Consider the following 24190-nt stretch of genomic DNA (forward strand, 5'->3'; position numbering starts at 1 on the left):
AAGGCGATGGCGATCACCAGACGGCGCTTCGGCGCGCTCGGGCTTGGCGTCGGCCTCGCGACCGCGGCGCCGTGGCGGCTCGGGGCCCAAAGCGGGGCGGCCAGCGCGGCGGAAGGCGTCATCCGCACCCATGGCGGTTCGCTGGTGGGAAAGCTGAAATACCCCGAAGGCTTCGCCCATTTCGACTATGTGAACCCCGACGCGCCGAAGGGCGGCGTCGCCCGGCAGGCGACGGCGAGCGCCTTCGACAGCTTCAACCCCTTCATCGTGCGCGGCGACCCGCCGACCGGCATCGGCGTCGTCTTCGAGAGCCTGATGACGCCCTCGCTCGACGAGGGCTCGACCCATTACGGCCTGCTGGCGGAGTGGGAGGAGCACCCCGCCGACGACGCTTGGGTGTCGTTCCGCCTGCGCGAGGAGGCGCGCTGGCATGACGGGAGGCCGATCACGGTGGATGACGTGATCTGGAGCTTCGAGACGCTGGTGGCGAGGGGCGCGCCGCTCTACCGCTTCTACTACAAGAACGTGGTCTCGGCGCGCGACCTCGGCGATCGCGTGGTGCGGTTCGACTTCGACCAGACCGGCAACCGCGAACTACCGCACATCATGGGCCAGCTCACCGTGCTGCCGAAGCACTGGTGGGAGGACGGGCGCGACTTCGAGGCCGGCGGGCTGGAGCCGCCGCTGGGCTCGGGGCCCTACCGGGTGGGGGCGTTCGAGTCGGGCCGTTTCGTGGAGTACGAGCGTGTGCCCGACTACTGGGGCGCCGGGCTGCCGGTGAACGTGGGCGCCAACAATTTCGACCGGCTGCGCTACGAGATCTTCCTCGACGCCTCGGCGCAGCTCGACGCCTTCCGCGCCGGGCAGATCGACTATCGCGAGGAGTTCTCCGCGCAGAACTGGGCGGAGCGCTACGACTTCGCCGCCGTGCGCGACGGCCGGGTGAAGCGCGACGAGGTCACGCTCGACGGGCTGAAGCGCGTGCAGTTCTTCGCGATGAACCTGCGCCGGCCGAAGTTCCAGCACATCGACACGCGCCGGGCGCTCTCGATCGCGTTCGACTTCGAGTGGACCAACAAGACGATCTATTTTGACCAGTACGCCCGGCCTTCGAGCTATTTCCAGGGCGGCGACGACTTGCAGCCCTCCGCCCCGCCGGAAGGGTTGGAGCTGGCGATGCTGGAGCCGTTCCGCGGCCAGGTTCCCGACGAGGTGTTCGGGGCGCCCTACGCACCGCCGCAGACCGACGGATCGGGCCGCAACCGGCGCGGCCTGCGCGACGCGGCGCGGCTGCTGGAGAGCGCAGGCTGGCGGCCGGGGCCGGACGGGGTGCTGCAGGACGCCCAGGGCCGGCCCTTCGAGATCGAGTTCCTTTCCGCGCAGGACACGCAGGGCAGGGTGATCGGCCCCTACATCGACAACCTCGCCACGCTGGGCATCCGCGCGACCTTCCGCGTGGTGGACGGGCCGCAATATGTGCGCCGCGTGAGCCAGGATCCGGATTTCGACTTCGACATGATCATTTTCGGCGTGAACAACTCTGAGAGTCCGGGCAACGAGCAGCGGGAGTACTGGGGCTCGGAGGCGGCCGACCGCATGGGCTCGCGCAACGTCTCGGGCGTGAAGGACCCGGCGGTGGACGCGCTGATCGAGCGGATCGTCTTCGCCGAGGATCGCGAAACGCTGGCGGCGGCGAGCCGCGCGCTCGACCGGGTGCTGACCCACAGCCGCTACTCGGTGCTGCAGCTCTACACGCCCTTCGAGCGGCTGGCGTGGTGGGACGTGTTCGGGCGCCCCGAGCCGCTGCCGTCGCGCAGTCTCGGCTTTCCCGCCGTCTGGTGGTGGGACGCGGCGAAGGCCGCGGCGATGGGGTCACGGTCGTGAGCCGGCTGATCTCGGCGCTCGCGGCGGGGGCGCTGGCGCTCGCGGCGGCCTCGGCGCTGTGGGAGGCGAAGGCGGACGCCGTGCAGGTCAGCCACGGGCTCTCGGCCTTCGGCGACCTGAAATATCCGCCCGGTTTCAGTCATTTCGACTATGTGAACCCCGCGGCGCCGAAGGGCGGCGCGATCGCGACGACGTCGGTGCTGGCGAACCAGACCTTCGACACGCTGAACGCCTACACCCTGCGCGGCGACGCGCCGATGGGCCTCGCGGCGCCCTACAACTTCGTCTACGATACGCTGATGACATCGGCAGGCGACGAACCCGACGCGGTTTACGGCCTTCTGGCCAGCCACGCCGAATACATTCCCGGCGGGGACTGGATCATCTTCGAGCTGCGCCCCGAGGCGCGCTTCGCCGACGGCTCGCCGGTGACGGCGGAGGACGTGGCGTTCTCGCTGAAGGCGCTCAAGAGCGACGGGGCCGACCCGCGCTTCCGTCTGTCGCTCGTGGGGCTCGCCGGCGCCGAGGCGCTGGCGCAGCGTCGCGTGCGCGTCGATTTCGCCGAAGGCGCGGCGCGGCGCGACCTGCCGATGCAGGCGGCGGGGCTGCCGGTGTTCTCGAAGGCGTGGTTCGAGGGCCGCGACTTCGGCGAGCCGACCATGGAGCAGCCGCTCGGCTCGGGCCCCTACGAGGTCGAGCAAGCCGAGCCGGGCCGGGCGATCGTCTATCGCCGGCGCGACGACTACTGGGCGCGCGACCTGCCCGTGAACGTCGGCCGCTGGAACTTCGACGAGATCCGCATCGAATACTACCGTGACCGCAGCGTGATCCCGCAGGAGATCGCCGCCGGCAACATCGACCTGCACGAGAGCTTCAGCAGTCGCGCCTGGGCGACCGAGTTCGAGTTTCCCGCCGTGCGCGACGGCCGGGTGATCAAGGAGCTGATCGCCGACGACAGCCCGATGAGCACCCAAGGGTTCTGGATCAACATGCGGCGCGACAAGTTCAGCGACCCGCGGACGCGGCAGGCGCTGGCGATGGCGTTCGACTTCGAGTGGTCGAACCGCGCGCTGTTCTACGACCTCTATGTGCGGACCACGAGCTTCTTCCAGAACACCGCGATGGAGGCCGAGGGCGCGCCGGGCGCCGCGGAGCTGGCCCTGCTGGAACCGTTCCGCGACAGCCTGCCGCCGGAGGTGTTCGGCGAGCCCTACACGCCGCCGGTGACGGACGGCTCGGGCCGCAACCGCCGCATCATGCGCGAGGCCTCGCGGCTGCTGGAGGCGGCGGGCTGGACGCAGGGGCCTGACGGCCTGCTGCGCGACGCGAACGGCCAGACGCTGAGCGTGGAGCTGGTCAACTCCAGCCCCGCCTTCGAGCGCGTCATCAACCCCTATGTCGAGAACCTGCGCTCGCTGGGCGTGGACGCGAGCTTCCGCATCATCGACCAGGCGCAGGAGCAGCGCCGGCAGAAGGAGTTCGACTACGACCTGATCGTTGCGAACCTGCCCGGCTATCCGACCCCCGGAAACAGCCTGCGCAACACCTACCTGTCCTCCAGCGCCGACCAGCAGGGCTCCTACAACCTCTCGGGCGTCGCGGACCCGGCGGTGGACGCGCTGGTGGAGGCGATCATCGCCGCGGAGGACCGCGAGAGCCTGACGACCGCCGCCCGTGCGCTCGACCGGGTGCTGCGGTCGCGGCACATCTGGGTCGCCAACTGGCATCGCCCGTTCCACCCGACCGCGTGGTGGGATCTGTTCGGCCGCCCGGAGACGAAGCCGGTCTTCGCGCGCGGCATCCTCGACCTCTGGTGGCGCGACCCGGCCAGGACGCGGACGGGAGAGCAGTGAGAATGGGGAGCGCGCGCTGATGGGCGCCTATGTTCTGCGGCGCCTCGCGCTGATCATCCCGACGCTGTTCGGCATCATGCTGGTCAACTTCGCGGTGATCCAGTTCGCGCCGGGCGGCCCTGTCGAGCAGGTGATCGCGGAGCTGACCCAGACCGGCGCCGGCGCCACCGACCGCTTCGCCGGCGGCGGCGCCGACGTGCAGGGCGCGGGCGCCGGCGGCGAGGGCTCGGGTTATCGTGGCGCGCAGGGGCTCGACCCCGCCTTCATCGCCGACATCGAGCGCCAGTTCGGCTTCGACAAGCCGCCGGTCGAGCGCTTTCTGCTGATGCTGTGGAACTATGCGCGCTTCGACTTCGGCGACAGCTATTTCCGCTCGGCCAGCGTGATCGAGCTGATCGGGCAGAAGCTGCCGGTGTCGATCTCGCTGGGGCTGTGGACGACGCTGCTGGCCTATCTCGTGTCGATCCCGCTGGGGGTGGCGAAGGCGGTGCGCGACGGCTCGCGCTTCGACGTGTGGACCTCGGGCGTGGTGATCGTCGGCTACGCCATTCCCGGCTTCCTGTTCGCGATCCTGCTGCGGACGCTGTTCGCCGAGGGCTCGGAGTTCTTTCCGTATTTCCCGCTGCGCGGGCTCACCTCGCCCAACTTCGAGGAGTTGAGCTTTGGCGCACAGGTGCTGGACTACTTCCACCACATCGCCCTGCCGATCCTCGCCATGGCGATCTCGGGCTTTGCGGTGCTGACGCTGCTGACCAAGAACAGCTTCCTCGACCAGATCAAGCTGCAATACGTCGCGACGGCGCGGGCGAAGGGACTGACCGAAGCCCGCGTGCTCTACGGCCATGTGTTCCGCAACGCGATGCTGATCGTGATCGCCGGGTTTCCCTCGGCGTTCATCTCGATCCTGTTCACCGGCTCCCTGCTGATCGAGGTGATCTTCTCGCTCGATGGGCTGGGGCTGCTCGGCTACGAGGCGGTGCTGAACCGGGACTATCCCATCGTGTTCGGCACGCTGTTCATCTTCGGGCTGATCGGGCTGCTGCTGCAGTTGCTGACCGACCTCGTCTATGTGTGGGTGGATCCGCGCATCGACTTCGAGAGCAGGGAGACCTGATCCGATGGCCGTGACCGCCTTCGACGCCGGGCCTGCGAGACGGCGCTGGCTTCCGCGCGTGAAGCTCGACGCGCTGCAGCGGCGGCGGCTGGACAATTTCCGCGCCAACCGCCGGGGCCTGTGGTCGCTGCGCATCTTCCTCGCGCTGTTCACGGTTTCGCTGTTCGCCGAGGTGATCGCGAACGACCGACCGCTGCTCATGTGGTTTGACGGGGGGCTGCGCTCGCCGATGGTGCAGTTCATCTCCGAGCGCGACCTCGGCGGCTTCCACGGCACCGAGGCCGATTTCCGTGACCCCTATGTGCGGTGCCTGGTGCGGACGGGGGGCGACGACGACCGCTGCTTCGACGACGAGACCGCGGCCGCCGAAGGCTCTGCGGGCTGGATGCTCATGCCGCTGATCCCGTTCAGCTACGACACCATCAACTACGACGTCCCCCGCGCGCCCTCGCCGCCCGACGCCGTGAACTGGCTCGGCACCGACGACCAGGCGCGCGACGTGCTGGCGCGGGTGATCTACGGCTTCCGCCTCAGCGTGTTCTTCGCGCTGATCGTCACGGTGGTCTCGACCCTGATCGGGGTGGTCGCGGGGGCGGTGCAGGGGTTCTTCGGCGGCTGGACCGACCTCATCTTCCAGCGCGTCGTGGAGATCTGGACCAACATCCCCTCGCTCTACATCATCATGATCGTGAGTTCGGTGATCGCGCCGAATTTCTGGATCATGGTGAGCCTTGTCGCGCTGTTCTCGTGGACGGCGCTGGTCGGCGTTGTGCGGGCGGAGTTCCTGCGCGCGCGCAACTTCGAATACGTCATGAGCGCGCGGGCGCTGGGCGTGTCGAACGTCACGATCATGTTCCGCCACCTGCTGCCCAACGCGATGGTGGCGACGATCACCATGCTGCCGTTCCTCGTGACGGGGGGCATCTCGACGCTGGCGGCGCTCGACCTGCTCGGCTTCGGGCTGCAGTCCTCGCACCCGTCGCTGGGCGAACTGGCGCTGCAGGGCCGCAACAACATCCAGGCGCCGTGGCTGGGCGTGACCGCGTTCTTCACCTTCGCGATCATGCTGTCGCTGCTGGTTTTCGTGTTCGAGGCGGTGCGAGACGCCTTCGACCCGCGGAAGGCCTTCTCATGAGCCTGCTGGAGGTCAACGACCTGCGCGTGCGCTTCGGCGCGACGGAAGCCGTGCGAGGGGTCAGCTTCGACGTGCCCCCCGGCAGGACCGTGGCGCTGGTGGGCGAGTCGGGCTCGGGCAAGTCGGTGACGGCGCTAAGCACGGTGAAGCTGCTGCCGGCCTCGGCGAAGGTCTCGGGCTCGGTGCGCTATGGCGGGACCGAGATGCTGGGCGCGTCTGATGCGGCGCTGCGCCGGGTGCGCGGCAACGACGTCAGCTTCATCTTCCAGGAGCCGATGACCTCGCTGAACCCGCTGCACCCCATCGAGCGGCAGATCGGCGAGAGCCTGGCGCTGCACCAGGGCTTGCGGGGCGAGGCGGCGCGGGCGCGCATCGTCGACCTGCTGACCAAGGTGGGCATCCGCGACCCCGAGAACCGGCTCGACGACTACCCGCACCAGCTTTCCGGCGGCCAGCGCCAGCGCGTGATGATCGCCATGGCGCTGGCCAACGGGCCGAAGCTGCTGATCGCCGACGAGCCGACGACGGCGCTCGACGTGACGATCCAGGCGCAGATCCTCGACCTGCTGAAGAGCCTCCAGCGCGACGAGGGGCTCTCGATGCTGTTCATCACCCATGATCTCGGCATCGTGCGACGGATGGCCGACCATGTCTGCGTGATGCGCCATGGCGAGATCGTGGAGCGCGGCGACACGGCGGCGCTGTTCGCCGACCCGCGCCACCCCTACACGAAGCTGCTGCTCGACAGCGCGCCCCGCGGCCGCGCCGCGCCCGTGCCCGCCGACGCGCCCGAGATCATGCGCGGGGAGGGCGTGCGCGTGTGGTTTCCCGTGCGCCGTGGCCTCATGCGGCGCACGGTCGGCCATGTGAAGGCCGTGACCGACGTCGACGTGCGGGTGCGCGCGGGCGAGACGGTGGGCGTCGTCGGCGAGAGCGGCTCGGGCAAGACCACGCTGGCGCTGGCGGTGATGCGACTGATCCGCTCGGAGGGCCGCATCGCCTTCGTCGGGCGCGACATCGCCGGGCTGGGCGGCAAGGCGATGCGGCCCCTGCGCAGCGAGATGCAGGTGGTGTTCCAGGACCCGTTCGGCTCGCTCAGCCCGCGCATGTCGGTGCGGCAGATCGTGGCCGAGGGCCTCGGCGTCCACGGGCTGCGCGACGCGGCGCGGTCCGAGGAGGAGGAGGTGGCGGCGGCGCTGGAGGAGGTCGGGCTCGACCCGGCGGTGATGGACCGCTTCCCGCACGAGTTCTCCGGCGGCCAGCGTCAGCGCATCGCCATCGCCCGCGCCATGATCCTGCGGCCAAAGTTCGTGGCGCTGGACGAGCCGACCTCGGCGCTCGACATGACGGTGCAGAGCCAGATCGTGGAGCTTCTGCGCGGGCTGCAGCAGAAGCGGGGCCTCGCCTACCTTTTCATCAGCCACGACCTCAAGGTGGTGCGGGCGATGGCGCATCGCGTGATGGTGATGCGCGGCGGCGTCGTGGTGGAGGAGGGCGACGCCGACGCGGTGTTCGACGCTCCCCGGCACGAGTATACCCGGGAGCTGCACGCCGCGGCGCTGGGCGACGCGCTGGCGGAGCCGGCCTGAGCGCCGCCGCCGGCCAGCCCGTCGCGACAGCGCGGGACGACGGTGCAAGACTGCTGGGCCGGCTTGCCGGCCGGAGGCCGCGAGGCGTCGCTCCGTGGCGTCAGTCAGGGCGACGACGCGGCGCCATGAGGCGCGCCGGCTCGGCCTCGGGCCTGCAGGGGCGCGCCCGCGCCGGCAGGGCGGGCGCATCGCCGTCGACCGGTCCGAGACCGGAGGCCACGGCTTCAGCCGCGTCAACATGCGCTCCTTCGGCGAGGCGACGCGCCTGCGCCCCGTCTCGCGCCCTGTCTCGCGTCAAGTCGCGGCCGCGCCGGGCGGCGCCCTTCCGCCCCGCTCCCGGCCCCGGTCGACCTGCCCCCCCCCCCCCCCCCCCCCCCCCCGTCGACCCGGTCGCGGCGGCGCGCAATGGGGGCGACAATAGGCCGCAGAATCGTTTTGACGCGGGTGTTTCCCGGTTTACCTTCCCGTCGTCCGGCCTCGAACCAACCGGACCCGAGAAATGAAACAAGAACCGGAGGAAGCCGCATGATCCGAAGCTCAACCGCGTGGTCCGCGGGCGCCTGGTCCGCAGGCGCGGTCGTCGCGTCCGCGCTCGCCCTCGCCGCTCCGGCGGCGTCAGCCCAGACGCCGACGCTGACCAGCGCCGTCGTTCTCGACAGCCTCGAATATCCCTGGGACATGGCGTTCCTGCCCGATGGCGGGATGCTGTTCACCGAGAAGTGCCGCGGCCTCTCGGTGCGGCTGGCCTCCGGCGAGGTCCGCAGGCTGCTCGGCATGGCCGGCGCGGAGGGCTATCCGGCCTCCGCCGAAGACCTGTTCTGCGAGGGGCAGGCGGGGATGATGGGCGTCGCGGTCGATCCCGACTTCGCGGAGAACCGGTTCATCTACGTCTATTCGACCTCCAGCATGACGGCGCCGGGGACGAACCGGCTGATGCGGATGACGCTGGGCGAGGATCTCGCCTCGGTTGCCGACCGGACCGACATCGTCGACGACATCCCCTACAAGCCCAAGGCGAGCGACCACCCCTTCGGCGGCCCCGGCGCGCACAATGGCGGGCGCGTCCGCTTTAGCCCCGGCGACGGATTCCTCTATGTCACCACCGGCGACACCCACAACGGCGTCGTGCCGCAGAGCCCGACGCTGCTCGGCGGCAAGGTGCTGCGCATCGACCGCGACGGAAACCCCGCGCCGGGCAACGCCGCGCCCGAGGGCTTCGACCCGCGCATCTACACCTACGGCCACCGCAACGTGCAGGGCATCGCCTTCCGCCCCGGCGACAGCGCGGCCTTCGTCGCCGAGCACGGCCCCTGGCACTCCGACGAGATCACCATGCTGGTCAACGGCGGCAACGGCGGCTGGGATCCGCGCCCGAACGTCGGCGGCCGCGGCGGCTGCCCGGACGACTACTGCGGCTACTCGCCCAACCAGATGGACGGGATGAACCCGCTGGAGCGGATGAAGTTCATGCCGATGACCGACGCCGAGACCTATCCCGACGCGATGCGTCCGGCGTGGAACAACAACGGCTATTCGCAGGGCACAGGCTCCGCCGCCTTCCTCGACGGCGCGCAGTGGGGGGACTGGAACGGCCGCATGGCGGTGGGCGTCATGGGCATCGCCTTCGGCGGCACGCCGCCGGGCGAGCGCATCGACGTGATCGCGCTCGGCGAGGACGGATCGTCGGCCATCCAGGTGCTCAGCGTGCCGGCCGACGCCATCCCGCCGGGCCGCTACCGCTCGGTTGTGCAGGGGCCCGACGGCGCCCTCTACGTCGCGACCGACCAGGGCGAGATCTTCTCGATCTCGGCCGAGTAAGGACGAGGCCGCCGCGCCGCAGGGCGCGGCGCGGCGGTCTTCCGTCTCCCGTCGCGAGGCCCACGGGCGAGAAGGGCCCAGCCCTGCGACGCGAGCGCCCTCCCGCTGGCCGCGCAGCGCGGCAGGGGTTATGTGACGGGCGCGGGCAGACGGGACGGGCGCGATGGACGGCGACAGCTTCAGGGATGCGATCTCGACGGCGGAGGAGCTGATCGAGGAGGCGCGCAACGGGCGCATGTTCATTCTCGTGGACCATGAGGACCGCGAGAACGAGGGCGACCTCGTGATCCCGGCGCAGTTCGCGACGCCCGAGGCCATCAACTTCATGGCGACCCACGGGCGCGGGCTGATCTGCCTCGCCATGCCCGGGGAGCGGCTCGACCGTCTGGGCCTGCCGCTGATGGCCGCCGCCAACCAGTCGCGCCACGAGACCGCCTTCACCGTGTCGATCGAGGCGCGCGAGGGCGTGACGACCGGCATCTCGGCCCATGACCGCGCGCGGACCGTCGCCGTCGCCATCCACCCCGACAGCACGGCGGCCGACATCGCGACGCCCGGCCACGTCTTCCCGCTGCGCGCGCGGGAGGGCGGCGTGCTGGTGCGCGCCGGCCACACCGAGGCGGCGGTGGACATCCCCAGGCTCGCGGGGCTGACGGCGGCGGGCGTGATCTGCGAGATCATGAACGACGACGGCACCATGGCCCGGCTGCCCGACCTCGTGGCCTTCGCCCAGCGGCACGGGCTGAAGGTCGGCGCGATTTCGGACCTGATCGCCTACCGCCGCCGCCACGACAACCTGATCCGCGAGACCGACGTCCAGACCGTGCGCAGCCATGGCGGGACGTGGACGCTGCGCGTCTTCGCCGACCAGCCTGGCGGGGGCGAGCACATCGCGCTGTCGATGGGCGACCTGGCGACGCCGGCGCCGGCGCTGGTGCGGATGCATGTGCTCGACCCGCTCGACGACGTGCTGGGCCTGCATCCCGAACGCGCCGGGCAGGTGCCCGCCGCCATGCGCGTCATCGCGCGGGAGGGGCGCGGCGCGGTGGTGCTGATCCGCGACCTCTCGCCCACCGCGCTCAGCGACCGGCTGCGCCCGCGCGGCCCCTCGCCGAAGGAGCTGCGCCAGTATGGCGTCGGCGCGCAGATCCTCAGCGCGCTGGGCGTGCGTGAGATGCGGCTGCTGACCAATTCGCCCGCCATGCGCATCGTCGGGCTGGAGGGCTACGGCCTTTCGGTCGTCGAGACGACGCCGCTGCCCCCTTCGGAGACCTGACCATGGCTCAACCGAGCGCCCCGCACGACGCCTCCCTCGCGGCGCCGAGCTTCACCGGGCCCGCGCCGCGGGTGCTGGTCGTCGTCGCGCCGTTCTACCGCCCCGTCGCCGACGCGCTGCTGCGCGGCGCGATCGCGGTGCTGGACGGCTTCGCAGCCCCGCGCGAGGTGATCGAGGTGCCGGGCGCGCTGGAGATCCCCACTGCGATCCGCCTCGCCGAGCGGCGCTTCGAGGCCTTCGTGGCGCTCGGCTGCGTGATCCGCGGGGAGACGACGCATTACGAGACGGTCTGCGCCGACAGCGCGCGCGGGCTGACGCTGCTCGGCGTGGAGCGGGGCCTGTGCATCGGCAACGGCATCCTGACCTGCGAGACCATGGCGCAGGCCGAGGCGCGCGCGGCGCCGGACGGGATGGACAAGGGCGGCGGCGCGGCAAGGGCGGCGCTGCATCTGGCCGCCGTCGCGCGGCGCTTCGCCGACCGCGGGCCGATGGGGTTGGCCGAACCGCCGGTGCAGTTCGCCGGCCGGCCTGACGCGACGCGGGCCTGACCATGGCCGAACGGGACACGACCGGGGCCGAAGGCGCCGGGACCGAGGCGCCGCCGGACCGCAAGCGGATGCGCTCGGCCGCGCGGCTCGGCGCGGTGCAGGCGCTCTACCAGATGGAGATGACCGGCGCGACGCTGAAGGGCGCCGAGGTCGAGTTCGAGAGCCGCTGGCTGGGCGCCGAGATCGAGGGCGAGCAGTACCACGCCGCCGACGTGAAGTTCTTTCGCCGCCTGCTGCGCGCGGCGGTGGACCGGCAGGCGGAGATCGACCAGCTCACCGACGCCGCACTGGTGGAGCGCTGGCCGCTGGGCCGCATCGACCCGACGCTGCGCGCGCTGTTCCGCGCGGCGGGGGCGGAGCTTCTGGCGCTGCCGACGCCGCCGAAGGTCGCCATCAACGAGTTCGTCGAGGTCGCCAAGGCGTTCTTCGACGCCGGCAAGGAGGCGCGCTTCGTCAACGGCGTGCTCGACCATGTGGCGCGGGCGGCGAAGCCGGCGGCGTTTCCGGCCTGAGACGCCGGCGGGCGGCGCGCGGCGGCGTCGCGAGCGGGCAGGCGGCCGCCCGGCGTACGAGACGCGGCCGTTCAGCCCCGACGCATGCGCAGGCGCGCCGCGCGCAGGGCGCGCAGGCGCGGCGTCGCGGCGGGGCGCGCGCCGCCGTCGTCGTCGAGCAGCGGGCCGACGCGCCCGGCCATGATCCGCTCCGCCATCGCCGCGGCGGCGACCGCGCGCCCTTCGGCGTCGTAGAACGAGCCGCGGATCTGCGTCTCGCGCTCCAGCGTCGCGACGAAGCGCGCCACGGTCTCGGGGTCGGGCGCGGTCGGGGCGGCCCAGAAGCGGTCGAGCGGGCCGGGGTCGGTCAGCCCCGGCGCGTCGTAGACCGCCGCGCCGAGCGCCTTGACCGGCCGCAGCGCGCGCAGCGCATGGACGCCCACGGTGGAGTTGATCGTCACCACGCCGCTGGCCCGCGCGATGAGCCTGCCGAGGTCTCCGCCGTCGATCACCTTGACACGCTCGCCGGCGCCGCAGGCCCCTGCGATGCGCGCGACGCGCCGACGCCAGCCCTCCCACCCGTTGTCGAGGGGGTGCTGCTTGACGAGCAGCCGCATCCCCTCCGGCGCATGGGCGGCGAAGCTGGCGACGACCTCCTCCAGCATGTCGGCCTGATGGCGGTAGGGGGCGCTGGCGCGCAGCTGGTAGTCGCTCTGGAGCTGCAGGGCCACGAGGGCGAAGGAGAAGGCCCCCGACAGGTGCCCCGCCACGCCGGCGCCGACGCCGCGCGCCGCCCGGCCCCCCCCGCGGGCGAGCTTCGCCGCCCAGCACAGGTAGTCGAAGAGGACGGGGTAATACTTATCGGAGACGTAGCGCGGATAGAGCGGCCGGCCGAACGTCGCGGCGAGGTTGTAGGCGACCTCGTTCAAGGCCTCGACGGCGAAGGGATGGGCGTAGCGCGCACGGATCTCCGGCGCGGGGCCGGGCGGGTGGAACAGCGCGGGGTCGGACGGAAAGCGCGAATACGCGCCGCCGCCCCACCGCTCCAGCGTGAGCCAGTCCGGCCGCAGATAGCCGAACTCAACCGAATGCGCCTGCGCCCCCACGCGCCAGGCGACGGCGGCTGCGATGCGGTGATAGGGCAGCCGGTCGGCGAAATAGAGGATGTCGGTGACGCCCTTCTCCCTGACGAGCGCCAGCAGCCAGCGCCGGAAGCGCTTCAGGCCGCCGCGATAGTTCAGCGCGCCGGGCCGCCGCCACGCCAGCGCGTCGCCGGCGTTGAGGTTGACGCGCACGATCCGCGCCCCGCGCCGCGCCGCGGCGTCGGCCAGCTCCGACCAGAAAGGCCCCGGAGGGCCCTGAAGGAAGAGGATGGTTCGGGCGGGCGGCACGGGCGGCTCCAAGCGGCGGGAGCGGCCTCTCGCCCCCGCTGACGCCCGATTGCCGCGCGCTGCGGGGGATGTCAACGCGGCGCGGGTCTGCGCGCGGGTCTGCGCGCGGGTCTGCGCGCGGGTGCGGGCGCTTGGCGCGGCGGGGCGGAGCGCCTATGCGGGAGACATGCGCGCCGCCGCCATGACCGCGAACCGCCCGACCGCCCCGGCGCCTGCGCCGGGGGCGGGGCGGCGCGTGCTGCTTCTGCAGGGGCCGCGGTCGCCGTTCTTCGCCCGGCTTTCCGACGCGCTGGAGGCGATGGGGGCGGAGACGCGCCGCGTCCTGTTCTGCCCTGGCGACGAGTTGCACTGGATCGGCCGGCCGGCGCTGCGCTGGCGCGGCCCGCTGGCGCAATGGCCGGCCGCCTGCGCCCGGATGCTGGCGGAGACTGGCGCGACCGACGTCGTCGGGCTTGGCGACGGGCGGGCGCTGCACCGGGCGGGCTTCGCGCAGGCGCGGAAGGCGGGCGCGCTGGTCCATGTCGTCGAGCAGGGCTGGCTGCGCCCCGGCTGGCTGACGCTGGAGCCCGACGCGCTGGGCGCCTGGCGGCCGGACTGGTCCGCGCCGCGACCGCCGGCGGCGCCGGCCTCGGCGGAGAAGGGCGCGCCCTTCGCCGCATGGGCGGCGATGGACGTCGCCCATGATCTCGCGACGCTGGCGGCAGGCTGGGCGCTCTACCCCGGCTATCGCCGCCATGCGCTCGCCAACCCGCTGGCGGAGTGGCTGGGCTGGGGCGGCAAGCTCGCCCGCTGGCCGGCGCGGCGGGCGGCGCGGGCGCAGGCCCTGCGGGAGATGGCTGCGACGCAGGCGCGGGGCGCGCCGCTGTTCCTGTTCGCGCTTCAGCTGGAGACCGATTTCCAGATCCGCGACCGCGGACCGGCGGGCGGCGTGCGCGCGGCGCTGGAGACGGCGCTGGCGTCCTTCGCGCGGGCGGCGCCGGCCGGCGCCCGGCTGGTCGTGAAGCCGCATCCGCTCGATCCGCAGCCCTGGCGCTGGGCGCGGCTTGCGGCGGCGGGCGGGGCGCTGTTTCTGGACGGCGGCGCGGTGGAGCCGCTGTTTCCGCAGCTGGCCGGGGTGGTCACGGTGAACTCCACCGTGGGGCTCGCCGCCCTGCGCGCCGGGACGCCCGCGGCCGCGCTCGGCGGCGCCGTCTATGGGCCGCTGACCCACCCGGGGCCGCTGGACGATTTCTGGCGCGCCCCGCAGGCGCCTTCGCCGGCGCGCGTGGCCGAATTCGTCGACCGCATGGCGGCGGAGATCCAGACGCCCGGCGCCTTCGACGGGCCGGGCATGGCGGTGGGCGCGGAGGGCGCGGCCCGGCTGATCCTGCGCCGCGCGCCCGGATCCGGAGGGGGGACGCCATGAGCCGCTTCCGCCGCATCGTCCTCACCGGCGCCTCCGGCGGGCTGGGCCGCGCGCTGGCTGAGCGGCTCTCCGCGCCCGGCGTCGAACTGCTGCTGACCGGGCGCGACGCCGGGCGGCTGGCGGCGACCGCGGCGGCCTGCCGCGCGCGCGGCGCGACGGTGGAGATCGCGCAGGCCGACGTCTGCGACGCCGCCGCCATGGCCGCCGCGCTGGGGGCCTTCGACGCGGCGTCTCCGGTCGATCTGCTCGTCGCCAACGCCGGCGTCTCCTCCGGCACGCGGCCCGGCGGGCGCGACGAGACCGCGGCCGAGGCGCGGCGCGTGTGGGAGATCAACGTGCTGGGGATGCTCAACACCGTCGATCCGCTCGCCGGCGCGATGGCGGCGCGCGGGGCGGGGACGATCGCGCTGGTCAGCTCGATGGCGGCGCTGCGCCCGCTGCCGGACATGCCGGCCTACAGCGCCAGCAAGGCCGCCGTGCGCGCCTACGGCGCCGCCCTGCGCGGGCGGCTGGGCCCGCGCGGCGCGCTGGTCTGCGTCATCTGCCCGGGCTTCGTCACCTCGCCGATGTCAGCCCGCCACAAGGGCGCGAAGCCGTTCGAGATCGGGGCCGGCCGCGCGGCGGAGATCATGGCGCGCGGGCTGGAGCGGGGCAGGCCGCTCATCACCTTCCCCTGGCCGCTGGCGCTGCTGACATGGCTGGGCGCCCGGCTGCCGCCCCGGCTGTCGGACTGGGCGACGCGCGGCTTCGCCGCCGAGATCGCGCCGGAACGCGGCGACGACGCGCCCTAGGCCGCCCGCTGGCGGGGCGCGCGCCGCCGTTGCGCAGCGGTGCGGCCGGGCCTATGTTCCCGCCCGCGTTGGGGCGTAGCCAAGTGGTAAGGCAGCGGTTTTTGGTACCGCCATTCCCTGGTTCGAATCCAGGCGCCCCAGCCACCTTTCCCGCCAAGCCATTGATCTTCAACGCCGTCTGCGGAGCCGGCCGGCTCCCATGGGCGTGTGGCTGGTCGACTGCGGCGCAGGCCGCGTCGCGGGGCTCGTCAGGGTCCGCCGCCCTCGGGTCGGTCTGCTCGCGACGACGGGCGGGGCGGGGTCTGGTATCGGGGCGCGCACTCCGGACATCGGTCCGCGCCGGCGCGGAAGCTGAACCCGCCGGTCGCGGCGGCGTCACCCTGAGCCGGCGTGGCGGGCGGCGACGAGACGAGGGGCCTGCGGGGCCGACCGCGCCTCGCCGCCAGGCCCGGCGCCGCTCACCGCGTCGCGCAGCCGCCGTAGCGATCGATGTGGTAGGGGTGACGCGCGAGGTTCGGGCAGTGCCGGTTCACCGTGTCGGCCAGCAGCGCCCCCAGCCTGCGGGCGTCCTGCGTCGCGTCCTCCAGACGCGCGCGCGCGGCCTCCACCTTCTGCGCGAGCCGCGGAAGGTCCACCCCCGTGGGTCGGCCGTTCTCGACGCGCAGGACGCCGCCGACCATCACCGAGCGCACCGCCGAACCGTCCTCGGTGTGGACGAGCTGGTTCACCGCGTCGTTGAGCGGCATCCAGTTGGGGTGGTCGAGATCGAGGAACACGATGTCGGCCTTGTAGCCCGGCGCGATGCGCCCGATCAGACCCTCCATCCCCATCAGGCGGGCGCCGCCGACCGTCGCGGCCAGCGCGACCTCCTGCGTCGTCAGCCATGCGGCGGTGTCGGGCCCCTGCACCTTGGAGACCAGCGAGGCGAGGCGCATGACCTCGTAGACGTTGAGATTGTCCGAGCAGTTCGCGCCGTCGGTTCCCACCCCGACGTTGACGCCCCGCCGGATCATGCCGCGCACGTCGGCGAGGCCGCTGCCCAGCCGCATGTTGCTGCCGGGGTTGTGCGCGACCGACGCGCCGCGGTCGCCGAGCCGGCGCATGTCGTCGTCGTCGAGCCAGACCCCGTGCGCCACGGTGAAGTCCGGGCCCAGCAGGCCGAGCGCGTCGAGATGCGCGGTCTGGGTCTTGCCATAGATGCGCATCGCCGAGATCACCTGCACCTTGGATTCCTGCACATGGCTGTGCAGGCCGAGGCCGAACTCGCGCGCCAGCCGCCCGCAGTTGAGCATGAAGGCGTCGCTGCAATGGTGCGGGATCGTCGGCGCGATCGCGGGACGGATGAGGTCATGGTCGTGGCGCCAGTCGCGCAAGATCTCGCGCATGGCCGCAAGGCAGGCCTCCGCCGGCGCGAGCCTGAAACGCGCCAGCTCCGGCTGCAGCTCGGCCGGAACGGCGTCGGCGAGGCCCGGGATCGCGTCGTAGAACGAGTATTCGGCCACCATGGGCGCGACAACGGCGCGCATCCCGGCGTCCGCATAGGCCGAGGCGCAGGCCTGCATGCCGTCGGGCGTGGGCGCGGGAAACTCGAAGGACAGGTCATAGGCGGCGGTGCAGCCCTTCATCAGCATCTCGACCGCGCCGATGAAGGTGGAGAGATACTTGTCCTCCAGCAGCCGCCCGCCCGAGACCCAGGGCCCGGCGTTGAGCAGCAGCTCCAGCGTCCACAGATCGCCCATGCCCTTGCTGAGGCCGCCATGGCCGTGGGTGTGGGCGTTGACGAGGCCGGGATGCATCAGCCGGCGCGCGGCGTCGAGCGGGCGCGCATCCTCAGGGGCGGCCATGCCCGGCGGGCCGATCTCGGCGATCCTGTCGCCCTCGATCAGGATGTCGGCGGCGTTCCAGCTGCGCGCCTCGATGTCGAGCAGCAGGCCGCCGCGGACGATGGTTCTGGAGGTGGTCATGGCGGGGCTCCGATCGGATCGCGGTCAGGTCTTGCCGGCGGACCACGGGAAAAGGACATGCTCGACGACGGCGACGATCTGGAACAGCACGATGCCCAGCACCGACAGCACGATCAGCGCGGCCCAGGCCAGCGCGACTTCGAAAAAGGCGGTCGACGTGACGATCAGATAGCCGAGGCCGCGATCGGCGTTCACGAACTCGGCGACCACCGCGCCCACCACCGACAGCGTGACCGCGGCCTTGAGCCCGGAGAACACGAAGGGCACCGCATAGGGCAGGCGGATGCGGATCAGCTCCTTCCACCGGCTCGCGCGGCAGGCGCGGCCCAACTCGATCAGCTCGGCCGGGACGGATTGCAGACCTGCGGCGGTCGCCAGCACCAGCGGGAAGAACGCCACGAGGAAGGTGATCACGACGCGCGGCAGTTCGTTGGCCCCCATCACGACGACAAGGATCGGCGCCAGCGCGACCTTGGGGATCGACTGGGTCAGCACCAGGAACGGGTAGATCGTGTTGGCCATCAGCGGCGACGAGGTGATCGCCACCGCCAGCGGCAGGCTGATCACGATCGAGGCGATGAAGCCGAGCGCCACGGTGCGCGTCGTGGCCAGCGTGTGCCCCCAGATCATGCCGGCGTTCTCGACCATCTCGGCCCAGATCACGCTCGGCGCGGGGAACAGATAGCCGGGGATGGCGAAGAACCACACCGACAGCTCCCAGACCGCCACCAGCCCGATGAGCGCCAGAACGGGGATGACGGCGTCCAGCGCCCATGCCGGCGGGCGTACGCTACGCCGCGGTGGCGCGGTCGCCGAAGATGAGACTGCGGATGCGGCCTGCGCATCTCTGGAACTCATCATGGGCCTCCATTGCAAAGCTGCGCGGCCGCGGGAGCCCGACCTTCACGACATCGGCGACGCGGCCGGGCCGCGGCGACAGGACGACGACCCGATCCGCCAGCAGAACCGCCTCCGGGATCGAATGCGTCACGAACAGGATCGTCTTGGGCTGGTCGGACCAGATGCGCAGCAGCTCCAGCGTGAGCTCCTCGCGCGTCAGCGCGTCGAGCGCGCCGAACGGCTCGTCCATCAGCAGGATGTCGGGCTGGTGGACCAGCGCCCGGGCGATCCCCGCGCGCTGCTGCATCCCGCCCGACAGCTCGCGCGGATGCCTGCCGGCGAACTCGGCGAGGCCGACCAGATCGAGCAGCGCATGGGCGCGCCGCACGGCGTCGGGCGTGCAGACGTTCATCATGCGCGCGGGAAACAGCACGTTGTCGAGGATGCTCGCCCAGGGCAGCAGCGTGGGCGACTGGAAGACGATGCCGGTGTCGGCGCGCGGCCCGTCGACGGCCGCGCCCTCGATCGTCACGCGCCCGGCGCTGGGCTCGACCAGCCCCGCCACCAGGCGCAGCAGGGTGGACTTGCCGCAGCCGGACGGCCCCACAAGGCAGACGAACTCGTTGCGGTCGAAGGCGAGCGACACGTCCTGAAGCGCGACGACCTGCGAGCCGTCGCGCGCGCCGAACGCCTTCGAGACCGACTCGATCCCGATCACGGCCGCGTCATTCCGCCGGCAGCAGCGAGGTGTCGAACGCCTGCGCCGGGGCCCATGTCAGGTCGAGATCATTGGCGACCGCAACCGCCTCCCAGGTCGCGGCGACGCGCTCGGGGTCGGTGCGGCCCACGCCGACCTCGGCGGTGTGGTCGTTGAAGACATAGCCCAGCGTGGCCCGCAGCGAGCCCATGCAGTCGTCGAGCGCCACTTCGGGGATGCGCTTGACGTGCAGCTCGCAGGCCTCCTCGGGGTTCTCTCGCGCCCACTCCCACGCCTGCATGGTCGCGGCGAGGAAGCGGCGCACCAGGTCGGGGTTCTCCTCGATGAGGTCGTCGGAGGTGATCAGGCCGGCGGCGTAGATCGCGAAGCCCGCGTCGACGAAGGGCAGCACGACGATCTCCTCGCCCGCCTTCATCGCCGCCTTGTTCTGGAAATAGTGGTGCATGGCGTAGAACGGCGCGGCGTCGATGTTCTTGGCGATCAGCTGCACCGCCATCGCGCCGCCGTCCATGTTGACCCAGCGGATCGTGGAGGCGTCGGTGCCGGACTGCTCGGCGATGTAGGGGAAATAGACCTTGTGGCTGTTGCCCGGCGTGATGCCGATGCGCTTGCCGTCGAGGCCCGAGAAGTCGGTGATGCCCGAGCTCTTGAGCACGAACAGCGAATGCGGCGAGTGGGTGTAGAGCGTCGAGATCACCGTGACGGGCACGCCCTGGCGCGCCTTCGCAGTCAGCACCGCGCCGATGTCGGCCACGCCGAAGTCGAAGCCGCCGGCGGCCAGCTTCGTGACGGTGTCGCCCGAGCCGTAGCCGCGCGTGATCGTGATGTCGATGCCGTGCTCGGCGTAGATGCCCTTCTCCCAGGCGCCGTAATAGGCGGCGTGTTCGCCGGAGGGGATCCAGTCGGTCTGGAACGACACCACGTCGGCGGCGAATACGGGCGCAGCCGTCAACGCAAGCGCGAGAGCGGCTGGGGCGGGCAGGATGCGGCGGGACATGTCTTTCTCCTCTGTCGCGCGGTGGCCGCCGGGCCGGCCGCGGAGGCGTCGAAGGGCCTCGCGGCGACGTCGAGGCGCGTCTGCGCCACGGCCTCGACGTCGAGATCAGTTCCCTATATGGAAACAAGGTTCCATCTTAGGCGACGAGTAAGCATCATAGCAAACCAGTTATGCGCATGACGCCCCGCGCTTCGCCACAGCGCGCCGACTGCACATTTTTTGCTCCCGCCTCGGTCTGCTCAGGGGCTTCCGGAGGCGCCGCGTGAAGTCTCTCGACACCGCGCTGCGCGTCGCGTCGCTGTTCAAGGATGTCGAGGAGCCGCTGGGCGTCGTGGAGATCGCCGAGCGCCTCGCGCTCAACAAGAGCCATGTCTCGCGGATTCTCGCCTCGATGCGGCGAGCCGGCCTGCTCGTGCAGAACCCCCGCACCCGCCGATACTCCGTCGGCGTCGAGGCCTTCGCGATCGGCGTGCGCTACATCAACGGCAATCCGCTCGCCCGCGCGGCCGTGCCGGTGATTCGGGCCTGTTCGGAGCTGACCGGGCATTCGGTGTTCATCAGCGTGCGGCATGACGACTGCTCGCGCCATATCCTCGCGGTGGAGGGGCCGCATTTCGAGGAGTCGCAGTGGCGCGTCGGGATCAGGCTGGCGCTGCACGCGACGGCGTCGGGCAAGGTGCTGCTGGCCTTCGGACCCGAGAGTGCGGGCGGCGCGACGCTCGACGCCGTGGCGCTGCCGCGCCTCACCCCCCGCACGATCACCGACCGGGACGCGCTGCGGGAGACGCTCAGCCGCGTGCGCGCGCAGGGATGGGCGGAGGCGCGCGGCGAGACGGTGGTGGGGCTTGCGGCCTGCGCCGTTCCCGTCTTCGGCCGGGGCGAGGCGCTCTGCGCGGCCTTCGGCGTCGTCGCGCCCGCCGCGTTGCTGCCCGAGACCGCGCTGCGCGACACCGTCGCGATCCTGCACGACCACGCGCAGCGCCTCTCGCTGCTGCTCGGGGCGCGCAGCTATCCCGTGCCCGACTGACGGCGGAACCGGGGCGCGCGGGCGCGCGGCGCCGCGTCAGGGAGCGTCGGGAGCCAGCGCCCGCGCGACGGCGGCGCGCAGCGCCGGCAGGAGTTCCGCCTCGAACCACGGGTTGCGCCTGAGCCAGGACGTGTTGCGCCAGGAGGGATGGGGCAGGGGGAAGGCGGTCGGCGCATGGGCGCGCCAGCCGCGGACGGTCTCCGTGACCGGCATGCGGGCGCCGAGGTGCAGCCGATGCGCGTGGCCCCCGATCAGCACCCGCAGCCGCGCGCCCGAAAGCCGCCGACGCACCGCCTCTCCCCATGTCTGCGCGCAGATCGGCGGCGGCGGAAGATCGGCCCCTTTCCCGTCATAGCCGGGAAAGCAGAACGCCGCCGGCGCGACGGAGATGCGGTCGCGGTCATAGAACGTCTCGCGATCGACGCCGAGCCATGCGCGCAGGCGGTCTCCCGAGCGGTCCCAGAACGGCAGACCGGCGCGGTGGACGCGCAGGCCGGGCGCCTGGCTGGCGACGAGGATGGGCGCGCCGGGCCGGAACCAGACCACCGGTCGCGGCGCGTGGGCCGTGGCGGTGGCGGCGAAGCGGTCGGCGCAGAGGCGGCAGGCGGCGATGCGCGCCTCGAGCGAGCCGGCTGGAAACGGGTCGGGCGTCCATTCGGGAGCGGGGTCGCGGGCCGCGGCTCCTGGCGTCGCCGCGCCGCCTGCGCCCGCCCCGCCTTCGCCCGCCGTTCGGCGCAGGGCCGCGGGCCGGGCGGCGCCCGCTCCTGACCCAGCCCCAGCCTCTGGCCCAGCCTCGGACCCGGCCTTGGGCCCCGCCCCGCAGTGGTGCGGCCGTTCCGTCAGTCCTCGATCCTCCGCGCCTCGCTTTCCAGCATGATCGGGATGCCGTCGCGGATGGGGAAGGCGAGCCCCGCATGGCGCGAGACGAGTTCGCCGCGCTCGGCGTCGAACCTCAGCGGTCCGTGCGTGATCGGACAGACGAGGCTCTCCAGCATACGCCGGTCGACGTCGGGCGCGGCGCGAGGCGCCATGGGGACGTCGCCGGTCATTGCGCCGCCCCTCGCGCGGTGCGCGCAAGCGCCGCGGCGGCGATCGCGCAGCGACCGACCAGCAGCCCGGCGAGCGCGCCCTCGGCGCAGCCGAACCCGAAAAGCGCGCCCGCCCCCGTCCCGGCCGCAAGGCACGCGAGCGCCGCCCTCGCCGCCCGCAGGCCCTCGGCGCGCGCGGTCATTGCACCGGCCCGCTCTCGCCGCTGGAGCGCGAGGCGATGGCGAACTCCATCAGCGCGCAGATCGTCTCGCGGCGCTCGGCGAGGCGCGGCGCCTCCAGCAGCGCCTGCTTCTCCTCCACCGCGAAGGGGCAGAGCATGGAGAGCGAGTTGATCAGCATCTCCTCGTCCGCCTCGCGCAGGCTGTCCCAGTCGCTCGACAGCTTTGCGGCCTCGAAGTAGCGGCCGAGCAGGTCGAGGAAGGCGGGGCGGTCGAAGGCGGGGTCCTCGTCTGAGGGCGCAAGGTCGCGCTCGAACCCCTCCCAGGCGGCCGTGACGCGGCGGTAGGGAGTGAAGCCCTCCACCTCGCCCTTTACGCGGAAGCGGCAGATCCCGGTGAGCGCGATGAGATAGCGCCCGTCCTCGGTCTCGCTGAGCGAGGTGACGCGGCCCGCGCAGCCGATGCGGCGCAGAGTGGGTGGGCCGTCGCCCCGGCTCTCGAGCGGCTGGATCATGCCGATGAGCCGATGCTCGGACTTCAGCGTGTCGTCGAGCATCGCGAGATAGCGCGGCTCGAAGATGTTGAGCGGCAGCCGGGCGCGGGGCAGCATCAGCGCGCCGGGCAGCGGAAAGACCGCGAGGGTCTCGGGCAGGTCGGCGGGCTTGAAGCGACGCATCATCGGGGCGCTCAGGCGAACATCATCGAGGCGAGGCGCCGACGGCCCCTGGCGACCAGCGGATCCTTGGGGCCGAGGCTGTCGAAGAACTTCACGAGCTGGGTCTTGGCCGCGCCGTCGCTCCACTCGCGGTCGCGACGGAAGAGCTCCAGCAGCTCGTCCAGCGCGCCGGCGTTGTCGCGCGCGGCGATCAGCGCCAGCGCGAGGTCGAAGCGCGCCTGGTGGTCGTTCGGGTCCGCGTCGAGGCGCGCGCGCAGCTCGGCGGTCTCGCCCACCTCCGCGGTCTGCTCGGCGAGGTCGAGCGCGGAGCGGGCGGCCTGGATCGGCGCCTCATGCGCCTTGATCGGCGGCACGGCGTCGAGCAGCGCGCGGGCGCGATCCATGTCGCCGAGCGCGATGCAGGCGCGGGCGAGGCCGCCTGTCGCGCGCAGCGTGTCGGGCGCTTCGCCGAGAACGGCGGCGTAGACCTCGACGGCGTCCGCCGCCGCGCCTTCCTCCAGCATCGCGTCGGCCTGGTCGAGCGCATCTGCAATCGGGTCGCCGCCCGGCCCCATGGCCGCGACGCGCTTGACGAACGCTTCGACCTCCGAGGCCGGCAGCGCGCCCATGAAGCCGTCGACGGGCTGGCCGTCGACGAAGGCGAAGACGGCCGGTATCGACTGCACCCGCAGCTGGCTGGCGACCATCTGGTTGGCGTCGACGTCGATCTTCACGAGCCTCGCGCGGCCGCCGGTCCTGGCGACGGCGGCTTCGAGCGCTGGCGTCAGCGTCTTGCACGGGCCGCACCACGGCGCCCAGAAATCCACGATGATCGCGGCCTCGCGCGAAGCGTCGACGACGTCGGCCATGAAGCTCTGGTCGGTTGCGTCCTTCACCGCGGCGGGGGCCGCGGGGGCAGTCTTTGCGCCAAGTTCCAGCATCGTCGGGCTTCCCTCGATCCGCGGCGCCGACCGGCGCGCGGACCGCGCGCCGGCGCGGGCGCGCCGTCTCTTGCACGACACTTAGCGCGAGGGCGGCCGAAGTCGCAACGGGGCCGCCCGTCGCGCGTGCATGCGGCGCTCCGCGTGGGTGGCGGGCCGCGATCATCGCTGGCCTGGGGAACCGTTCGAAGGGGTATTGCGCCCCGCCGGAGAATCTCTATAACCCCGGCCACACTGCGAATGCGGGCGTAGCTCAGGGGTAGAGCACAACCTTGCCAAGGTTGGGGTCGTGAGTTCGAATCTCATCGCCCGCTCCAGTGTCATTAAGCGCATGAGAGGCGGGACAGAAGCCCCGGACTGAAACTCTCCTCCATCTGCCCTTCGGCGCTCGCTTGCCGACCGTCCCCGTCGCCGTCTTCAAAGCCACGCGCCCATGGTTCTCCTCGGAGAGGCTCTAGTGTGCAAATCACCGTTTTGGCGGAGTTCCCTCTTCCGCAGAGGGACTCATCCCATGGCCTTGGTGATGGATGTACCGAGAGCAGTGA

22 protein-coding genes and 2 tRNA genes are annotated in these 24190 nt (G+C 72.1%); 14 read left to right on the forward strand and 10 right to left on the reverse strand.

Annotated features, from left to right (window positions below; genetic code table 11):
* Nucleotides 1-6 precede the first annotated feature (6 nt).
* The 9 genes from BLW43_RS19820 (at nt 7) to nusB (ending at nt 11729) form a co-directional block, all read left to right on the forward strand.
* Nucleotides 7-1884: an extracellular solute-binding protein gene (locus BLW43_RS19820; RefSeq protein WP_093256123.1), complete on the forward strand. Its 1878-nt coding sequence runs from the start codon at nt 7-9 to the stop codon at nt 1882-1884.
* A complete protein-coding gene (locus BLW43_RS19825) occupies nt 1881-3737 on the forward strand; it encodes an extracellular solute-binding protein (RefSeq protein WP_093256153.1) in 1857 nt (618 codons plus the stop codon). Before BLW43_RS19820 ends, BLW43_RS19825 begins: the two co-directional genes overlap by 4 nt.
* A gap of 19 nt (nt 3738-3756) precedes the next feature.
* Nucleotides 3757-4851, forward strand: coding sequence for a microcin C ABC transporter permease YejB (locus tag BLW43_RS19830; protein WP_093256125.1), 1095 nt, complete (start codon nt 3757-3759; stop codon nt 4849-4851).
* A 58-nt stretch (nt 4852-4909) separates the two neighbouring features.
* On the forward strand, nt 4910-5986 hold the full coding sequence (locus tag BLW43_RS19835; protein WP_217632251.1) for an ABC transporter permease: 1077 nt from the start codon (nt 4910-4912) through the stop codon (nt 5984-5986).
* Nucleotides 5983-7575, forward strand: coding sequence for an ABC transporter ATP-binding protein (locus BLW43_RS19840; RefSeq protein WP_093256128.1), 1593 nt, complete (start codon nt 5983-5985; stop codon nt 7573-7575). Before BLW43_RS19835 ends, BLW43_RS19840 begins: the two co-directional genes overlap by 4 nt.
* Nucleotides 7576-8100: 525 nt before the next feature.
* Nucleotides 8101-9393, forward strand: coding sequence for a PQQ-dependent sugar dehydrogenase (locus BLW43_RS19845; RefSeq protein ID WP_093256130.1), 1293 nt, complete (start codon nt 8101-8103; stop codon nt 9391-9393).
* Nucleotides 9394-9556: 163 nt separating this feature from the next.
* Nucleotides 9557-10669 carry a 3,4-dihydroxy-2-butanone-4-phosphate synthase gene (ribB, locus tag BLW43_RS19850; RefSeq protein ID WP_093256131.1) on the forward strand — a complete coding sequence of 371 codons (1113 nt, stop codon included), beginning with the start codon at nt 9557-9559 and terminating at the stop codon, nt 10667-10669.
* A 2-nt stretch (nt 10670-10671) separates the two neighbouring features.
* On the forward strand, nt 10672-11217 hold the full coding sequence (gene ribH / locus BLW43_RS19855; RefSeq protein WP_093256133.1) for a 6,7-dimethyl-8-ribityllumazine synthase: 546 nt from the start codon (nt 10672-10674) through the stop codon (nt 11215-11217).
* A 2-nt stretch (nt 11218-11219) separates the two neighbouring features.
* On the forward strand, nt 11220-11729 hold the full coding sequence (gene nusB / locus BLW43_RS19860; protein WP_093256135.1) for a transcription antitermination factor NusB: 510 nt from the start codon (nt 11220-11222) through the stop codon (nt 11727-11729).
* 71 nt (nt 11730-11800) lie between these two features.
* On the opposite strand, the gene BLW43_RS19865 is transcribed toward nusB, so the two are convergent.
* Nucleotides 11801-13099, reverse strand: a complete 1299-nt coding sequence (locus BLW43_RS19865) for a capsular biosynthesis protein (protein ID WP_175479018.1) — start codon at nt 13097-13099, stop codon at nt 11801-11803.
* A gap of 166 nt (nt 13100-13265) precedes the next feature.
* On the opposite strand from BLW43_RS19865, the gene BLW43_RS19870 reads away from it, so the two are divergent.
* From BLW43_RS19870 to BLW43_RS19880, 3 genes are all read left to right on the forward strand, one after another.
* Nucleotides 13266-14504 carry a capsular polysaccharide export protein, LipB/KpsS family gene (locus BLW43_RS19870; RefSeq protein ID WP_175479019.1) on the forward strand — a complete coding sequence of 413 codons (1239 nt, stop codon included), beginning with the start codon at nt 13266-13268 and terminating at the stop codon, nt 14502-14504.
* Nucleotides 14501-15295, forward strand: a complete 795-nt coding sequence (locus tag BLW43_RS19875) for an SDR family NAD(P)-dependent oxidoreductase (protein WP_093256138.1) — start codon at nt 14501-14503, stop codon at nt 15293-15295. The genes BLW43_RS19870 and BLW43_RS19875 overlap by 4 nt, the downstream gene beginning before the upstream one ends.
* A gap of 69 nt (nt 15296-15364) precedes the next feature.
* Nucleotides 15365-15439 (forward strand) — tRNA-Gln (locus BLW43_RS19880).
* 314 nt (nt 15440-15753) lie between these two features.
* Here BLW43_RS19880 and BLW43_RS19885 read toward each other — a convergent pair.
* The 4 genes from BLW43_RS19885 to BLW43_RS19900 are packed head-to-tail and all read right to left on the reverse strand — an operon-like array spanning nt 15754 to nt 19814.
* Nucleotides 15754-17259, reverse strand: coding sequence for an amidohydrolase family protein (locus tag BLW43_RS19885; RefSeq protein WP_093256140.1), 1506 nt, complete (start codon nt 17257-17259; stop codon nt 15754-15756).
* A gap of 24 nt (nt 17260-17283) precedes the next feature.
* A complete protein-coding gene (locus tag BLW43_RS19890) occupies nt 17284-18117 on the reverse strand; it encodes an ABC transporter permease (RefSeq protein WP_093256141.1) in 834 nt (277 codons plus the stop codon).
* Nucleotides 18050-18817 (reverse strand): ABC transporter ATP-binding protein, encoded by a 768-nt coding sequence (locus BLW43_RS19895; RefSeq protein ID WP_093256143.1) that lies wholly within the window; start codon nt 18815-18817, stop codon nt 18050-18052. The genes BLW43_RS19890 and BLW43_RS19895 overlap by 68 nt, the downstream gene beginning before the upstream one ends.
* A gap of 7 nt (nt 18818-18824) precedes the next feature.
* On the reverse strand, nt 18825-19814 hold the full coding sequence (locus BLW43_RS19900) for an ABC transporter substrate-binding protein (RefSeq protein WP_093256144.1): 990 nt from the start codon (nt 19812-19814) through the stop codon (nt 18825-18827).
* 262 nt (nt 19815-20076) lie between these two features.
* Between BLW43_RS19900 and BLW43_RS19905 the strand changes: the two genes are divergently transcribed.
* Nucleotides 20077-20841 carry an IclR family transcriptional regulator gene (locus BLW43_RS19905; protein WP_093256146.1) on the forward strand — a complete coding sequence of 255 codons (765 nt, stop codon included), beginning with the start codon at nt 20077-20079 and terminating at the stop codon, nt 20839-20841.
* 36 nt (nt 20842-20877) lie between these two features.
* Here BLW43_RS19905 and BLW43_RS19910 read toward each other — a convergent pair whose 3' ends face one another.
* From BLW43_RS19910 to BLW43_RS19930, 5 genes are all read right to left on the reverse strand, one after another.
* Nucleotides 20878-21453, reverse strand: coding sequence for a uracil-DNA glycosylase family protein (locus BLW43_RS19910; RefSeq protein WP_093256156.1), 576 nt, complete (start codon nt 21451-21453; stop codon nt 20878-20880).
* A gap of 227 nt (nt 21454-21680) precedes the next feature.
* A complete protein-coding gene (locus BLW43_RS19915) occupies nt 21681-21890 on the reverse strand; it encodes a Trm112 family protein (RefSeq protein ID WP_093256147.1) in 210 nt (69 codons plus the stop codon).
* On the reverse strand, nt 21887-22072 hold the full coding sequence (locus BLW43_RS19920; protein WP_093256149.1) for a hypothetical protein: 186 nt from the start codon (nt 22070-22072) through the stop codon (nt 21887-21889). The genes BLW43_RS19915 and BLW43_RS19920 overlap by 4 nt, the downstream gene beginning before the upstream one ends.
* Nucleotides 22069-22728 (reverse strand): LON peptidase substrate-binding domain-containing protein, encoded by a 660-nt coding sequence (locus BLW43_RS19925; RefSeq protein WP_093256150.1) that lies wholly within the window; start codon nt 22726-22728, stop codon nt 22069-22071. The genes BLW43_RS19920 and BLW43_RS19925 overlap by 4 nt, the downstream gene beginning before the upstream one ends.
* A gap of 8 nt (nt 22729-22736) precedes the next feature.
* A complete protein-coding gene (locus BLW43_RS19930) occupies nt 22737-23645 on the reverse strand; it encodes a thioredoxin family protein (RefSeq protein ID WP_093256152.1) in 909 nt (302 codons plus the stop codon).
* 242 nt (nt 23646-23887) lie between these two features.
* On the opposite strand from BLW43_RS19930, the gene BLW43_RS19935 reads away from it, so the two are divergent.
* A tRNA-Gly gene (locus BLW43_RS19935) sits at nt 23888-23962 on the forward strand.
* Nucleotides 23963-24190: the final 228 nt, after the last annotated feature.

It is taken from the genome of Rubrimonas cliftonensis (assembly GCF_900107585.1).
Classification (GTDB): domain Bacteria; phylum Pseudomonadota; class Alphaproteobacteria; order Rhodobacterales; family Rhodobacteraceae; genus Rubrimonas; species Rubrimonas cliftonensis.